18 protein-coding genes and 2 pseudogenes are annotated in these 15,922 nt (G+C 35.4%); 1 reads left to right on the top strand and 19 read right to left on the bottom strand.

What is annotated here, in order from left to right:
• Positions 1-14: 14 nt before the first annotated feature.
• The 10 genes and pseudogenes from GMA17_RS11070 to GMA17_RS11025 all read right to left on the bottom strand — a co-directional run bounded on the left by GMA17_RS11070 (position 15) and on the right by GMA17_RS11025 (position 7,406).
• Positions 15-407 carry an amidohydrolase family protein gene (locus tag GMA17_RS11070; protein ID WP_248396071.1) on the bottom strand — a complete coding sequence of 131 codons (393 nt, stop codon included), beginning with the start codon at positions 405-407 and terminating at the stop codon, positions 15-17.
• A 153-nt stretch (positions 408-560) separates the two neighbouring features.
• Positions 561-1,445: a pirin family protein gene (locus GMA17_RS11065; RefSeq protein WP_248396069.1), complete on the bottom strand. Its 885-nt coding sequence runs from the start codon at positions 1,443-1,445 to the stop codon at positions 561-563.
• 175 nt (positions 1,446-1,620) lie between these two features.
• The gene (locus GMA17_RS11060) at positions 1,621-2,904 is read right to left on the bottom strand and encodes an OFA family MFS transporter (RefSeq protein WP_248396066.1); all 1,284 of its coding nucleotides are present in this window, start codon (positions 2,902-2,904) and stop codon (positions 1,621-1,623) included.
• Positions 2,905-3,066: 162 nt separating this feature from the next.
• Complete coding sequence (locus GMA17_RS11055) at positions 3,067-3,540, bottom strand: Dps family protein (protein ID WP_248396063.1); 474 nt, start codon at positions 3,538-3,540, stop codon at positions 3,067-3,069.
• 32 nt (positions 3,541-3,572) lie between these two features.
• On the bottom strand, positions 3,573-4,634 hold the full coding sequence (locus tag GMA17_RS11050) for a 2,3-butanediol dehydrogenase (RefSeq protein WP_248396060.1): 1,062 nt from the start codon (positions 4,632-4,634) through the stop codon (positions 3,573-3,575).
• Positions 4,635-4,738: 104 nt separating this feature from the next.
• Positions 4,739-5,649, bottom strand: a pseudogene (locus GMA17_RS11045) (DUF5996 family protein).
• Positions 5,650-5,707: 58 nt separating this feature from the next.
• Positions 5,708-6,025: pseudogene (locus GMA17_RS11040) on the bottom strand (GNAT family N-acetyltransferase).
• A 58-nt stretch (positions 6,026-6,083) separates the two neighbouring features.
• Positions 6,084-6,287 (bottom strand): hypothetical protein, encoded by a 204-nt coding sequence (locus GMA17_RS11035; protein WP_248400707.1) that lies wholly within the window; start codon positions 6,285-6,287, stop codon positions 6,084-6,086.
• Positions 6,257-6,373, bottom strand: coding sequence for a (4Fe-4S)-binding protein (locus GMA17_RS15505; RefSeq protein ID WP_371922365.1), 117 nt, complete (start codon positions 6,371-6,373; stop codon positions 6,257-6,259). Before GMA17_RS15505 ends, GMA17_RS11035 begins: the two co-directional genes overlap by 31 nt.
• Positions 6,374-6,479: 106 nt before the next feature.
• Positions 6,480-7,406: a DsbA family protein gene (locus GMA17_RS11025; RefSeq protein ID WP_248396057.1), complete on the bottom strand. Its 927-nt coding sequence runs from the start codon at positions 7,404-7,406 to the stop codon at positions 6,480-6,482.
• Positions 7,407-7,584: 178 nt separating this feature from the next.
• Between GMA17_RS11025 and GMA17_RS11020 the strand changes: the two genes are divergently transcribed.
• Complete coding sequence (locus GMA17_RS11020) at positions 7,585-7,947, top strand: helix-turn-helix domain-containing protein (RefSeq protein WP_248396055.1); 363 nt, start codon at positions 7,585-7,587, stop codon at positions 7,945-7,947.
• Between the two features lie 98 nt (positions 7,948-8,045).
• Here GMA17_RS11020 and GMA17_RS11015 read toward each other — a convergent pair whose 3' ends face one another.
• From GMA17_RS11015 to GMA17_RS10975, 9 genes are all read right to left on the bottom strand, one after another.
• The gene (locus GMA17_RS11015; RefSeq protein ID WP_248396053.1) at positions 8,046-8,426 is read right to left on the bottom strand and encodes a nuclear transport factor 2 family protein; all 381 of its coding nucleotides are present in this window, start codon (positions 8,424-8,426) and stop codon (positions 8,046-8,048) included.
• Between the two features lie 70 nt (positions 8,427-8,496).
• Positions 8,497-8,925, bottom strand: a complete 429-nt coding sequence (locus tag GMA17_RS11010; RefSeq protein ID WP_248400652.1) for a YceI family protein — start codon at positions 8,923-8,925, stop codon at positions 8,497-8,499.
• The gene (locus GMA17_RS11005; RefSeq protein WP_248396050.1) at positions 8,901-9,065 is read right to left on the bottom strand and encodes a hypothetical protein; all 165 of its coding nucleotides are present in this window, start codon (positions 9,063-9,065) and stop codon (positions 8,901-8,903) included. Before GMA17_RS11005 ends, GMA17_RS11010 begins: the two co-directional genes overlap by 25 nt.
• A 53-nt stretch (positions 9,066-9,118) precedes the next feature.
• Positions 9,119-9,676 carry an NADPH-dependent FMN reductase gene (locus GMA17_RS11000; protein ID WP_305883063.1) on the bottom strand — a complete coding sequence of 186 codons (558 nt, stop codon included), beginning with the start codon at positions 9,674-9,676 and terminating at the stop codon, positions 9,119-9,121.
• 222 nt (positions 9,677-9,898) lie between these two features.
• Positions 9,899-11,071: an ABC transporter permease gene (locus GMA17_RS10995; protein WP_248396048.1), complete on the bottom strand. Its 1,173-nt coding sequence runs from the start codon at positions 11,069-11,071 to the stop codon at positions 9,899-9,901.
• Between the two features lie 6 nt (positions 11,072-11,077).
• Positions 11,078-12,043 (bottom strand): HlyD family secretion protein, encoded by a 966-nt coding sequence (locus GMA17_RS10990; RefSeq protein ID WP_248396046.1) that lies wholly within the window; start codon positions 12,041-12,043, stop codon positions 11,078-11,080.
• Positions 12,033-13,433: a TolC family protein gene (locus tag GMA17_RS10985; protein WP_248396044.1), complete on the bottom strand. Its 1,401-nt coding sequence runs from the start codon at positions 13,431-13,433 to the stop codon at positions 12,033-12,035. Before GMA17_RS10985 ends, GMA17_RS10990 begins: the two co-directional genes overlap by 11 nt.
• A 325-nt stretch (positions 13,434-13,758) precedes the next feature.
• Positions 13,759-14,205, bottom strand: a complete 447-nt coding sequence (locus GMA17_RS10980; protein ID WP_248396042.1) for a DIP1984 family protein — start codon at positions 14,203-14,205, stop codon at positions 13,759-13,761.
• Between the two features lie 48 nt (positions 14,206-14,253).
• Entirely contained in the window at positions 14,254-15,789 is a 1,536-nt protein-coding gene (locus GMA17_RS10975; RefSeq protein WP_248396040.1) for a catalase, read from the bottom strand.
• Between the last annotated feature and the right edge of the window lie 133 nt (positions 15,790-15,922).

The following is a 15,922-nucleotide window of genomic DNA, read 5'->3' as shown; positions in this document are numbered from 1 at the left end:
TTCCAACATGGCTTTTAATGCCGTAAAGTTAGGATCGGTAACACATCTATATGAGTTCTAATATGCTGTACGCCTTGGGACACTTCGTCTTTAATTCCCTTCATAGCCAATCTTTTTACACTTTCTACCGTCAGTGTTTTTTTGAATTGGGGCCATAACTCAATAGCTTCAAATAATGTACCGGAACCTGCGCCTTCCTGTCCTAGTTCTGATAATGTATATACATAATCCAAATGCAAATGTGGATCTACATAAGGAGGTAAAACAAGCTTGCCGTTGAGATCAATTTCTTCATCGCATTTTGGTAAATTAGTTCCGAGATGCGTAATTTTCCCGTTTTCTACAATCATTTCGGTTGCAGAATCGTTGCGATAAATTTTCGCATTAAAGAATTTTTTTTTTTTCATTTTACATTGATATTATGTTAATACTACCAGCTATATTTTCAGTAACTAATTACATTCCGAGCATAGCGTTGGTTTTCTATAAGATACCATTTTTAATTTGATATTTTATGATAAATCCCACGCCTAAAACTAAAATGATTTTTGGAAGCCTCCCTATTTTCTATTAAATGTTGGGTACGGAATAAATTCAGTTTCGTCTCCTTTAATTTTAGTAAAAGATTGGGTTTTCCATTTTTCTTTTGCTTCTTTTATCAATTCTTTATCTGAAGAAACAAAGTTCCAATCAATAAAGCGTTCTTCAGGAAAAGGTTCACCGCCAAAAATATAGATTGTGGTGTTTTCCTGAATCGTGAACTCGCAAAGTGTACTGTCCTTTGCCACCAATAATTGTTTAGGTTGATAAACGTTGCCTTCACTTTCAATAGCGCCTTCCAGAATATACATACCTGCTTCGCCAAAAAGGTCGTTACCAATATTTACAACCTGTTTTGATTTACTTTTTATTTCAAGCATAAACAGTTTGCTAAAAACGGGAACTGGTGATTTTTTCCCAAAAGCTTCACCTGCCACTAGTTTAAACTGCAAATCTCCCTCTGACCAACTCGGAATTTCAGCTTCTTCAATATGAGAGAATGCTGGCTCCATTTGCTCCAAATGTTTTGGCAGTGCCACCCAAATTTGTAAACCGTGCATAAATAATGGCGAGTCGCGTAAATACTCTGGTGTGCGTTCGGAATGTACAATGCCCTTTCCTGCAGTCATCCAATTTACAGCACCAGGTTTAATTTCTACTTCATTGCCTAGAGCATCACGATGCATAATGCTTCCTTCAAATAAAAAAGTAAGCGTGGAAAGTCCAATATGTGGATGTGGCAGCACATCAAAATTTTCACGTTCATTAAGCTTTACAGGCCCCATGTGATCTATGTAAATAAAGGGGCCAACCATTCGTTTCTGTCTAAATGGTAACAAACGACCTACCATAAACTTTCCTATGTTGGCAGCTCTTTCTTCTATTATCAATTTGATATTTGACATAATATAAATCTTTTTAAAGTTTATCCTTTTTTATTTTAAGCGGAAGCTCTAGCTGTACAGTCTCTTCTTGCTTAAGATTTTGGTTTTTTTAATATTTTTTTACTTTGAATGTTTTTTTTTAATGGGATCTAGATCCAATTTAAAAAAACAACCATATATTCTCTACCTACAATAATCACACGCTCACTTCGGTTATAGATTTATTAGAAAGTGTTAGACTTACCAATAAACCAATACTCAATAAAACAGTACCAGCCATGTACGTTCGTGGGCCAATTAGCTCTGGTGTATGTGTATAATAATCGCGAATAAATGCAGCAACTTGAGGTCCCACAATTCCTCCTAGTGCCCATGCGGTTAAAATAACACCATAAATAACAGGCATAAGCTTCGCATGAAAAACATCCAATACGTAAGATGGCATAGCACCAAAACCGCCACCATAACAAAGCAAGACATAACAAACCAACGCCCCAAAAACCCATGGATTAACCGTGAATATCATGAATGTAAAAACCAATATTTGGGTACTCAAAATTAATCGGAATACTTGAATTCTTCCAATTTTATCTGATATTCCGCCCCAAAAGAAACGCCCAATGCCATTAAACAATGAACTAATAGCTATTAGTGTTGCACCTGCCACAGCAAGAGACTCTGTACTTATTGAAGCATCTTGGATTCTAAATAAATCCTGAATCATAGGAGACTGCAAGCTAATAAACATTATTCCTGCCGAAATATTAAGAAAGAAAATAAGCCACATGCCTAAAAATTTTGTTGATAACAAACTTCTTGTAACTGTTAAATTATTTTCGTGATCTTGACTAATTGCGCTTTTTACGGGTGGCGTATAGTTTTTTGGCACAAATCCCGATGGTGGATTTTTCATACTTAATCCCGCGGGAATTCCAATGACCATTAGTACTATGGCAATGTAGAAAAACACGTGTACCATATTATCATTGGTCATGTTAATTAACAGAGGTGCAATTAGTTTTGACATGGCAAGTGCACCCAAACCAAAACCCATAACTACCATGCCCGTGATAAATCCTTTTTTGTCCGGGAACCATTTTGAAACGGTTGCCACGGGCGTAACATAACCTAATCCCAAACCAATCCCGCCAATCACTCCAAAACCTATGTAAAAAAGAGATAAACTACTAATATGCATAGCGTAAGCACTCATTAAATAGCCTAAACCATATAGAAAAGCTCCAAGAGAAGCCAACTTTTTGGGTCCATATTTTGGAAGAATTAGCCCTCCAACTGCAGCGGACAAACCTAGAAATAGAATAGCTAAACTAAAGATCCACATCGTTTGAACGTTGCTCCATCCATACTCGGAAATAATTGGCTTTTGAAAAAAACTCCATGCATAAACGGTTCCCAGTACGAGCTGAAGAAGCGTTCCCATAATTGCAATAAACCAACGATTTAAATAAAGGTTATTCATTAAATGAAGAATTTAGTTCTAAAATTAATTTCAGGTTTCAAATTACATAAACTTCCCTATGTTGGCTACTCTTTCTTATAATTTTCCAGTACATCGGTTAAAATTTTACGAAAATTATCACCTTACTCTGAAGCCACCTGTAATCTCACATATTTAATAGAACTATTTTAAATATGCAGAATACATCCAAACTAATTTTTCCTGCTCACTAATGTAATCGCTCATAAGTGCATTTGTTCCTTCATCTTCAGCATCTGCCGATAGTACCAGAAGTTCACGTTGCAGTGTGATGATAATTTTGAATGATTCAAGCGTGTCTTTCATATCTTGAATTCCGTCCGCCACTTCAGAACTTTCTTTGATTTTGGCTTCTTTCTGATAGATTGAGAATTTATGGTTTGGTGTGTGACCAAGGGTGCGAATTCGTTCAGCTACTTCATCAATTTTTATAAATAAATCTTCATAAAGTTCTTGAAATTTATCGTGTAACTCGAAAAATTTATCTCCTTTTATATTCCAATGATACCCTCTAACATTTTGATAAAATATGGAATAATCAGCCAAGAGTTCATTCAATTTATCTGCAAGTTTTTTGGACTTTTCCATGTCCAAACCAATTGGATTTAATTTCGTCATAATTATTGTTTTTAGATTTATAGTTTAATTAATTAGCGGTTGATATCAACCAATATTTTCACTTCTGAAGGGTCGTTAGTCAATGCCTCAAAGCCCTTTTCTACAATCTCGTCTAATGAGATGACGCTCGTAACCAGCTTTTCTACTGGTAATTTTCCGCTACTAATTAAAGCAATTACTTGAGGGAAAATATTACGATAGGCGGCTGTTCCAATAATGGTCAATTCTCTTAACGTTTGATTTAATGCATCATGCGTCACCTTTTTACCAAAAAGTGCAACCAAAACTGCTGTTCCTCCGTTGCGAAGACTATTTATTCCGGTATCAAATGAGGCTTGAGCTCCAGCGGCATCAATAAAAATATCCACACCATTACCAGTCATTTTTCTAATTTTTTGAGGAATATCTTGATCTCTTGCGTCAAAAGTATGAGTCGCACCAACTTCTTTAGCTTTTTTCAACCTGTTCTCTGAAAGGTCTGAAACAAAGATTTGAGAAGCACCTGTAGCCACGGCAACTTGAACCGTTAATAAACCAATAGGACCTGCGCCTGCAATCAATACAGTGTCGCCCATTTTCATGCCACTTCGTTGTATAGCATAGGCAGCAACGGCTGCTGGCTCAACAATAGCACCTTGCTCAAAAGTCATAGAGTCTGGCATTTTATGAACCATATAGTCTTCTGCTACTACGTATTTAGCAAAACCACCGTTGGACGTTAATCCCACAAACCCTAGCGGTTCAGAAAGGTTGTATTCTCCAGTTGTAATAAACGGACTTTCAGGGTTTCTAAAAATTGGCTCTACTGTTACGCGATCCCCTTTTTTAATGTTTTTCACGTTTTTACCAACTTCTTCAACGACTCCAGAAAATTCGTGTCCAAGCGTTGTAGTTCCCTGATGGCCGTTAGGTGCATATGGTTCATCTACAGGAATTAATTGTGGACCATCTAAATATTCATGTAAATCCGATTCACAGATTCCTGTGAATTTCACGGCTATTTTTACTTGATTATCTTTTGGTATTGGAATTGAAGTTTCTTTTACTCTAATATCTTTTGCTGCATGCCAGCGCGCTGCTTTCATCGTCTTCATAGTCGTTAATTTAAATGTTAAGAATTTGTTCTTATTGTTAATCTATGACCTTGTCGTCATAAATTGCTTAATTCTAGCTTGTTTTAGGTGCTTCACACGAAAATTTATTTCGGATCGACCTTCAAGGTTTCAATATCCCAACCAGCCAATTTTGCTCCAGCTTGATAGCTACTTTCCAAGAAATCTAAAATCTGTTGTTTCGGGTTATCACTTTTTAATAAATCGTTGTAAAGTAATAAAGCCATTGGGCTGCCATTGGAATCTTGCCATTTGGCAGTATTAGGTTTCAATGGTTCTTTATCTATGCCTTCTGGGGACGGATATGTATAAGAATAAAATGCCGGTTCTTTTATGGTATCATCTCCAAACCAGAATCCAAAACTTATCATTTCATGAGAGTAAGCTTCCAATTCCACTTGAGATGTGGTGTCTAATTTTGGACCCTTTTTACCTGAAAATCGTGAAACCACCAAATCAATGTGATGCCAATAAATATGTACCGGACAGGTTTTACTGTATGATCTACCGCTAAATTCTTGAAAAACCATAGCAATTTGCAGTAAGATTTTCCAAGCTTTATGAACGGCTTCTTTATCATAGGAATGGTGTTCTATGCATGTATCAAAAGGAATTTTATCAGAGAGGTCAAATGGTATTTCTAATATATCGAACGTGATATGGAGTTCTTTTAGAATAGCTTCCAATTTTTTTAAAAATCAGCTACTGAAAGTCCATCCTGCAATTTAAACGAACGCTGTTCTCCGTTACTTGTTGAAACATTCAGGGTATGGTTTATAAAATCAAACAATATTTCAAACGAAATATCATTAAAAGGAATCGCGCGTGTGGTAACACCTCTTGTTGTGGTATACAATGTTATGTGCCACCAGTGGTTCTTTTTCGGATTCAAAGACAGTCGCAATTTACCGACAATTTGAAAATAACGATGTAATGTTTCCTTGGTGTCTAGCCATTCTGATAATGGAAATGCTGGAAATACGGTTTGATTACTCATGGTTTTTTGGTTTAGTTATTAATGTTTTAAGTCTAATTTAATGGATTGTGCCATAAGCTTAAAGCTCATCATAACCTTTAAAATCTGGACTCACGATGCGTTTCCATTCCGGATGTTTTTTTATATATGCAAACACATAAGGACAAAAGGGAAGTAATGTAATTTTGTAATCATCAAGATAATGCAGTGTTTATTCCACCACAGCACTTGCTGCACCTTTTCCCGCTAACTCTGGATCGGTTTCGGTATGTATCAACGCAATTTTATTGCGAGGTTCTTTATAATCTATGAATGCGTAGTGACCATCAACTTCAATTTCGAAGCGTTTTTTTTCTTCGTTTTTAACTAATGGGATAGTATTATATTCAATTTTCATATTTATAATTTTAGAGTATTTAGATGTAAAATCTTTTTTATCGTGCTAATGGCTAAAACTATTCCTTAAAATATTTCATATTTGATTTTGCCGTTTCAATCACATCAGCGACTTGGCCGTTCAGCATTAATTTTCCCATACTTGTAGCGAAGCCTTTTATTTGGTCGAATTCAACTTTTGGAGGCATGGCCAAAGCGTCAGGATCTGTAAAAATGTTTATGAGCCTAACGTTTATTTTATGCTCAATGCGCCTGAAGGACATTTTGAAACTTGGTCTAGTAACGCCGCCGTACTGGCATTGTTAGGTTTAATCCAAGGTCTCTCTATAGGGTTATAAACCTTTGGCAATGATTTTACGCATATTCCTACATGTATACATTTTTCAGGTTTCTATAAAATGGTTATCTCTCCGTTTGAATATTCGTTTGTTATCATAATTTAGTGGTTTATCAATTTATTTAACGAGGGTCCAAATAGATCCATTTTTAGTTGAAAATTTCTCTAAATTACATGTTTTAGAAAGTTGATTTAAAACCGCTTCACTTTCGGTTCGCGGTGTTCCTGAAAGTTCAGAATACTCTTTTGCCGTGAGTGAAGGGTAAATTGTGAAGAGAGATTCCCAGTTTTTACTGTATTCACTTTTAGTAGCATTCGGATTTAATTTTAAAATCGCCATTTCATAAAAAGCATAGGGTCTGGTGCCATACACGGTTTCTTGGTTGCCAGCTTCATCAACAAAAAATATGGTTGGAAACCCTCGAACACCTAGTTTTCTTCCTAATTTTAAATCAGCTTCAAACAGCGTTTTGGCTTGGCCATCAAAATCCGTTTTTAATTGAGCCACGTCCAAACCTACATTTTCAGCTGCCATAGCCAAGTTTTCCCATTTAGCCATATTTTTCTTTTTCAAAAACATCAATTCTCTGATTTCCCGCATGTATAAAACGGCCTTCTCCTTATCTTGAAGTTGGGCTGCCTTAAACGCAATAGAGGATGGGTAAGATGAATCCATTGGGTCTTCCAACCAAAGGTCTCCATCTATAGGCATATCATAATGAACACTTACTTCGTCCCAATGACTGGCAACGTCTGAAGGACCACTTATTCCACCACTATTGTAATTCCAGTCTGGTAGTAAACCTCCCATTCTATAATCAATCTCCACAGCATTGCCGTATTCTAGTTTCAATTTACGTAATTGTGGTTCAATTCCCCAACAGGACGAACAAATTGGATCTGTGTAATACATTAATTTTACAGATTTCTCTGTGGATTGCTGATTACTTTTAGTTGAAGTGTTTAATTCACCATCTGTTGTTTCACACATTCCAGTTTCGATATCGCATAAAAGTGGATTATTTTTTGATGTTTCGTTCGTCATGATTTTTATTTTTAATAATTAACTTCAGTTAAAATATAGTCTAAATTCCTATTTATTAGCCGATTACTTCAAGTATAAGGAAAATAAGTGTATATTTAATACTTAATTCCTTTTAGAAAGTGGTTTCCTCAAGGAAACTACCTTAAGGCTATTTTATATTTAAATTAACGTTTTAACAATGAATAAAAAATCAATAATAAATAACACGCCTATTTGCCAAATTAGGATGCAAGCTATTAGCGACACGATGAGCATTTTAACTGGAAAATGGAAATTCCATATTTTAGGCATACTTATCGAAGGCAACAAAATGGGATTTATGGATTTGCAGCGTGAAATAAATGGCATTGGTAGTAAAATGCTTTCCAAAGAACTTCAAGATTTAGAACTAAACCACTTAATAAGCCGCACCGTTATGGATACAAAACCTATAACGGTTGCGTACGCTATCACTGAACATGGTGCAACACTTTCGCCTTTAATTAATGAACTAGCCAAATGGGGAATTGCATATCGAAAGTCCGTGCATGGTTCAAAATAAATTAACTTTTAGATTTCACATAGGTCAGAATAGACAATACGGATAGCTTTTCTGGTTATGGTTTTTAGCCTATCTCCTAATGTTGAAAGACTTTTGTGTTACGTTACCTCCTCGGAGGTTGCAAACTCTTCCATTCTAGTTATTAAATCGTTTTCAACCGTATAAATCTGAACCCATTTTTGTTTTAGCTCCCTTCCAGACCGTTTTACTTTTTGATGTTCCCTTCCTATTACCACAACCATATTATTTTCAACGATATATTGTTGAGGTTCAAAGTTGATAATTTCAGTACGTTCCATAATATTGGTGAAAAATGTTCTGACACCTTCTTTATGTTTAAAAGTTCCTGCCGGAATAATTTGTGTGCCATGATAAACCCATACCGTATCTTCTGATACTGTGGCAACAAATTTATCGGCATCGCCACTACTAAAGGCTTTAAACATATTTTCTACTACTGTTTTTGCTGAATTTTTCATGGTTTATTATTTTTCAATTTTAAAATACCTAGGTTAATTACGTCGAAGTTTACCTGAAAACAAATTACAGTTACTGTTTTGCAAATTGAAGGTGAATCACAATATTAACCTCCTTCCCAACGCCAGTAGCAGTAGGGTCATAATCAATATTATAGTCAAATCTATTTATCGTTGTTTCAGCTTTCATTCCTAATTTTTCACCTTGGTTGTTTTTCACTTTACCGCCATAATGAACATCAAAAACGACGTCTTTCGTCACACCTTTAATAGTTAGTTCTCCTTTTAAAATATATTGATTACTTTTTTCGGTAGCTGAAATTTTCGTGCTTTTAAAAGTCATTTCAGGATATTTTTCAACTTCAAAAAAGTCAGCACTTCTTAAATGGTTATCCCTATCTTCTACATGGGTATTAATACTTTCAATTTTAACCCTAAAATCGAAACTTGCATCATTAAGCGCATCTCCTTTTGTAGTTAAGCTTCCGGTATAATATAAAATTTCCCATTCACGATACTAATTCCAGAATGCGAAATGTTGAAATTTAATGAGGAATGATATGGATCTACAGTCCATTGCGTTTGTGCGAAGGTGCTGACCGAAAAAAAGACCAAAGCAACTAATGTGATAATTTTCTTCATTTTATGTGGTTTTAATTATTAGTAAAATTTCAACAATAAATGGCTATTTCGAATTACTTGGAAGCGATAGTATGAACCCATTTTTCGAATGACTCTATAAAGCTTTTAAGGAAATCTTTGGTAGAATTATTAATTAGTTTTCCATTGTCATCAAATAAATCGGCAGCACCTCCAATATATGCTTCAGGTTGCGCCATGGTAGGGACGTTAATAAAGGTTAGAGATTGTCTTAAATGGTGGTTTGCCCCAAAACCACTTATAGCCCCAATAGAAACACTTACAATTGCGGCCGGTTTGCCATTCCAAGAATTTTCTCCGTAGGGTCTGGAGCCTACATCAATAGCATTTTTTAAAACACCAGGAACCGAGCGGTTATATTCAGGTGTTAAAAATAAAAGGCCATCTGCGTTTTGAATTTTTTTGCGTAACGCTACCCAGGTTTCAGGTGGATTTCCTTCTAAATCTTCATTAAACATAGGAAGACCGGATATGTCTAGTAGCTCTGTGGTTAAGGATTCTGGAGCTAGCTCCATAAGTGCTTTGGCTGTTTTTAAATTATAGGATTCCTTACGCAGACTTCCTACAATTACAGCAATTTTATATTTTTTCATAATTGGATGTTTTCTATTGCTATAAGATACCAAATTAGGAAGGATAAATGGGTGGCTTTACAGAACATTTAACAGTTGTCAAGCTGAAAGGTCAAATCTTTATTTTTCTGTTTAGAAAAGGAGCGTGTTTTTAATTAAATAGAATGAATTATATGGCAAGGACTCTATGATACCAATTAGTGGTATTGTCTACTTAAACCTAATATCGGTACAATTTTCGTGTTAATTAATGTCTTCAGTGGAGTGATTTTTTACTTTTTTAATTTTATAATGCAAAATGATTGCTGACAACGATAAACAAATTACGGCAATAATACTCATGGCTTTAACTGGCGCATAAATATGTGAAACACTAGCGTGGTTAAGATAAAGTATGCGAAAGGTTTTTAAATAATGCGTCAAAGGAATTAATTCGGCTATAAATTGGACCCAATTTGGCATCTGACTTAAAGGCCAAGTAAATCCGCTAAGTATAAAACTTGGCGTAGCTACTACCATTAAAACTTCAGTAGCTTTTAATTGATTAGGTAAAACAATACTCACCAATACACCTATGCCACATACGGCGAGAATAAAAACAAAGGTGCTTAAAGTAAAGGCCCAAAAAGCGCCACCTATTACCATATTATAATATTTAGAAAAACCCCAGTATAGCAGGAGTATACCAACAGACATAATCATGTAAGGAATAATCTTTACAGCTAACATGCCTAGAGGGTTTGGCATTTTCCTGACTAATTCTTCAAAAGTTCTATTTTCATATTCTGATGCAAAAGTAAGTGCTAAACCCAATAGTAAAATTTGCTGGAAAACTGTTAAAAGCACCCCGGGTAACATAAAGTATAAATAATTTCCACTGCGTATGCTTTGCTTAATAATGGTTGTTTTAAAGGGTTCGTAATTTTGCGTTGCCACATATTCTGGAACACCCTTTTTCATTTGAGATTCGATTTGGATCCCTGCTTTTATGGTCATTGCTACACCATTTACCGCCATCAATGCCGTGTTAGAAGTCAAGGTGTTGGAAGCATCGACAAAAATGGTGATTTCGGGTAACTTATTTTGTTGAATTCCAGAGGTAAATCCTCTGGGGATATTTACTATTACTGAAGCGTCTTCATCTATTGCTTTGTTTTTTACATTAGTAAGGTCGGGAAAAACGCTAACAACCTGAATGCTTTCCGTTTCCTCAAGCATATCAATAAATTTCACACTCATGAGACTTTGATCCTGATCGACGACAATTATTGGTAAATCGGTTATTTTACCTTTTTGATAAACCGCACCAATTAGTATTCCATACAAAATAGGAGCTCCAATAAATAGCAGTCGCAATACGTTGTTGCTAAAAAAAAGCCTGAATTCTCGTTTAATTAAGTGTGTAAATTTCTTCAAAACATATTATTTATTAAACTTTAAAGAAACCGAAGCTTTTGTAATCAAATCTTTAACCTTTTCTGGATTTGTAGGTTTTACTTCTACCTCAAATAAGGTTTGTTGCATGTCAAAGTCGGGATAAGCTGTTGCTATATTGGCATAAGAACTTAAAGCTTTAACGAGAGTTATCTGGCCATTAATAATTTCGGAATCCTTATAAAGAACTTCTATTTTAACGTTTTCTCCCCGTTTAATTTCGCCTAATTTGCTTTCTGAAATGGTAAAACGAAAATAAACGGATTGATTAATATAGCCACTTATAATTGGATACCCTGGTAAAGCAAGCTCGCCAATTTTTAAATTGATGGTTTCAATGGACATATCTTGAGGTGCTATTACATACTTTTCGCGTTCAGCGGCGCCAACTTCTAGAATAGCTCCCGAGGCTTGTAGTTGCTGCCCCAAAGCCATGCTTTGCTGTTCGGTCCGAGCACCATTTTTTGCTTCTTCCAATTCTGTTTTTGCAGCGTCATATTGATTTTTGGCACCTTGATATTTCGCGTAAACTTCATCAAACTGTTGTTGCGGTATTAGACTATCTTGCAACATTTTATTAAGTCTGTCTTTGGATTTATTGGCAAATTCAAATTGCTCTTTTAATCCGTAAACTTTGTTCTGTAATTGTTTTAGTTGCCCATCAGTTGCGCCCTTAATGGTCATTTGGTATTGCGCTTCTGCAGATTTTAAAACACCTTCCGCTTGCTGCTTTTTGGCATCTACTTCTGGAATATCTAAAATAGCCAGAGTGTCTCCTTTTTTAACGAAATCACCCTTTGATACCAATAGTGATTCCACGGTTCCTGGTATTTTAGTAACTACAGAAATTTGTTCCCTTTCAATTTTCCCCATAAAAGCTGGGTCTATTTTCTTATCTGAACAAGAAAATGAAACTACTATAACAAGTAGGAGTAAAACATTTTTAATTTTCATAACCGTTATAAATTTTGCCTAATAACTCACCTGTCGCTATTAAGAGTTCTAATGTTGCGTGTCGCTGATTTAGAATTTGGTTGTAATAATTCAAGTTTACTTTATAAAAATCATTTTCGGAAGCCAAACGCTCCGTTAAATCCACAAGACCGGCGTTGTATTGCTTGGTTGCCAATTGTAAGTTGTTTTCAGCTATTTGTACACGCTGTTTTGCCACTATAACTTTTTGTTCGGCTGTTTTAAAGTCAGATTTATTTTTAAACAACAGCAATTCAAATTTCTCTCGTGTATCTTTTAATTTGGTGTCAATGATTTCAACTTCAATTTCAGCCTTCTGTGCACTTTTACTATTTTCTCCGCCTTTAAATAAATCCCATTTCATTCCAACGCCAACTGCTGCGGCTGGTTCTAGAGTTATGTTTTCCGTGTCTAAAGTTACATTACCTGCAAGTGGAACGTCTTTAAGCTTTAAGCGCGTGTCAAAAGCATTCAAATATGTTAGGTTTCCAAAAGCAAATATGGTGGGGAAATAAGTGCCTTTTTCTTTGTTATAAGCAAATTCTTTAGCCTTTTTTCCCGCTTCCAAAGCTTTTAATTCTGCGCGATTATCGACATCTAACGCATCTGTATCTATTAAGAAAGCCTGTAAGTTGTAAGTAATAGTTTTTAGTTCATTTGCCGGTATTCGGGTGAGATATGCTAGTTTGGCAAGCAAAACATTTCTATTGCCTATAGCTTCCAGCTTTTTTTCTTCTAGCTCTAAAACGGCTAATTTTATTTTATCACGATCATAAGGAATTGCCAAGCCGTTATCAATGGCTTTTAGAACTTTTTTATGCTCTGTATCCAATCGTTTTTCAGAATCTTCAATGAGTTTATCCACAGCATTTAATAGCATTAATTGATCAAAGGTTTGGATGACCTCTTTGGCAATTTCTTCCTTTCCAGCTTCGGCTAAAAACCGTTCGGCTTTTTGCTTTTCCTCTAATGCTTTAATGCCGCTGTTAATTTGATTTCCTGCAAAAATTATTTGTCGGGTAGATAAACCTCCCATTAAAACATGCGTTTGAAAACTAGAGGCTAATGGGTCCTCCAAAAAGGGTGTTCCGCTTATGGGTAAATATTGAGTGGGAAATTGTAGGCTTAATTGTGAGTACAAAAAGCCATAGCCACCCAAAAATGAAAGTGACGGTAGTCTTTTTCCTTTGGCTATTTCCATATCTAATTCCGTATTATTACTAGTCATTTCTTGAATGCGTATGTCTGCACTTCCAGTAATTGCTTTTCGGATAGGTTCTTTTAAAATGTCTTCTAAAAAACTCTGGGCATATAATGGTGTACTTATTAAAAAAAGTATTCCAAATACCGAATAGAATAAATTTTTAGTCATGAAAATCTTATTATAAGAGTTTACTAATTTAATATGTTTGCACTATAAGTTAGGGCTTTTTAACACGTTGCTTTTTATGAATATTAAATTTATTTCATCTTAATTTGTTAATCTATAGCTTCAAATAAAAAAGAATGATTGGTCAGTACCTGGTAGTAAATTTTAATCAATACGCTTGTAATTTGTAAGCAATAATGGGTCCTAACTTGTACATGTTTGCCACAACCCAAGCAGCTCTGGTTGGTAAAGTTTTCAATTTGCCCCGAAAACCTACCACAAAAAAGGGCTGGCACTCGCTCCGATCATTCCGCCCGAAGGCTAAATTTTAATTTTTTAATTCTGTAAGCCAATTAATTTCTTGAATTTTACTGTCAATTTCTCTAAAAGATCGTCCTGTTTGATCCATTTCAACTTGTAGTTTTTTAATATCAATAGTTGCTTTAAGATTAGAGTCGCCGCTATTATTTATTTGTGCCGCATTTCTAATATTTCTTAACTTTTCAGAAAGCATTTTTAAAGAATCACGTTTGGCTAGTGCTTCCATTAAAATGCCTTCACCTTCCACAACCGTATCATTATTGGTTTTATTAATCCGAATTATTATCGCTTCCAAGTCGTTTATGGCTTTTCGTAATTGCGCCAATAATTTGATAGGATCTTCTTGGGGAAGCTTATCATCGGAAACGATTAAAACAGGTCTAATTCTATTTTGAAGCTGCTCTATTTTCTTCATTAAATCAGCTCTTAATAAAAGCGCTTCAGCAAGTTTCATTTTTTTATTTTCTTCTAACATGAATTCAATTAAAATTTTTACAAACTATTATCTTGGACATTTAGATATTGGATTGTTATCTGGTTTGGGAGCCCATTTATTATAAGGTGTCATATCAAAATTATTCACCTCATCCATAGATAAACCTAATGCTTTAGCTACACCTTCTCCGTATTCCGGATCTGCCTTAAAACAGTTTCTAATATGGCGAATTTGAATAAATTTCTCGGCGCCACCTACTTCAGCTGCAGTATTTTTAAAGAGTAAACCGTCTTTTCCAGCCGCTTTAATAATGCGAAATAAATTACCAGGTTGTGTATAATAATCTTCATCATCGTCTCTAAAATTGTGTGCATAAGCGTCACCATTTAACTCTAAAGGTGGTTCTTTAAATTCTGGTTGTTCTTGCCATTCACCGTAACTGTTAGGGTTATAGTGTAAAGTGCCTCCGTGGTTTCCATCTACTCGCATGGTTCCGTCTCTATGGTTAGAATGGTAAGGACACGTTGGTTTATTTACTGGAATTTGATAATGATTTACGCCTAATCTATAACGTTGCGCATCGCCATAAGAGAATAGTCTTCCTTGAAGCATTTTGTCTGGAGAGAATCCAATACCTGGAACAATATTAGTCGGGTTGAAAGCGGCTTGCTCTACATCTTGAAAATAATTTTCTGGATTTCTATTTAATTCAAATTCTCCCACAGGAATCAATGGGAAGTCTTTTTTAGACCATACTTTGGTTAAATCGAAAGGATGGAAACGGTATGTTTTGGCTTCGGCTTCTGTCATTACTTGGATAAACATTTTCCATTTTGGGAAATCCTTTCTTTCTATAGCATCAAACAAATCAACTTGCGATGATTCTCTATCCATACCAACAACTTTAGCAGCTTCTTCATTAGATAGATTTTCAATACCTTGTTGCGTTACAAAGTGAAATTTCACCCAATGTCTAACATTATCTTTGTTGATCAGGCTGTATGTGTGACTACCAAAACCGTGCATATGTCTGTAACCTGTTGGAATACCACGATCACTCATTACTATAGTAACTTGATGTAAAGCTTCTGGTAATAATGTCCAAAAATCCCAATTATTATTGGCACTCCTTAGATTGGTTTTAGGATCGCGTTTTACAGCACGATTTAAATCTGGAAATTTCATTGGGTCGCGAAAGAAAAATACTGGTGTATTGTTTCCTACCAAGTCCCAAATACCTTCTTCGGTATAAAACTTTAAAGCAAACCCTCTAATATCTCTTTCGGCATCGGCCGCACCTCTTTCTCCTGCAACCGTAGAAAATCTGGTAAACATATCCGTCTTTTTACCAACTTCACTAAAAATTTTTGCTTTGGTATATTTGGAAATGTCATGAGTGACTGTAAAAGTTCCAAACGCACCTGAACCTTTGGCGTGCATTCTTCTTTCTGGAATGACTTCGCGATCAAAGTTTGCCATTTTTTCAAGAAACCATGCATCTTGCATCAACATGGGGCCTCTTGGTCCTGCGGTTTGCACGTTTTGATTATCTCCAACTGGTGCTCCAGTCTGCCTTGTGAGTTTTGGTTTTTTATCCGCCATTTTTTTGGTTTTTATAAGGTTTTGTCAAGTCATTCAAGTTACAATTTTTAAGCTACTTTACAAATAGCTTTAACCATTATTAGCAGGAGTGAAATTGGCATTCATTCTCGGGTTGGACTTTTTCATTTTACTT

It is taken from the genome of Bizionia sp. M204, from assembly GCF_023205095.1.
Taxonomy (GTDB): domain Bacteria; phylum Bacteroidota; class Bacteroidia; order Flavobacteriales; family Flavobacteriaceae; genus Algorimicrobium; species Algorimicrobium hallyeonense.
Note: the sequence above shows the minus strand (reverse complement) of the source record. Positions and strands in the feature narration are given on the sequence as shown.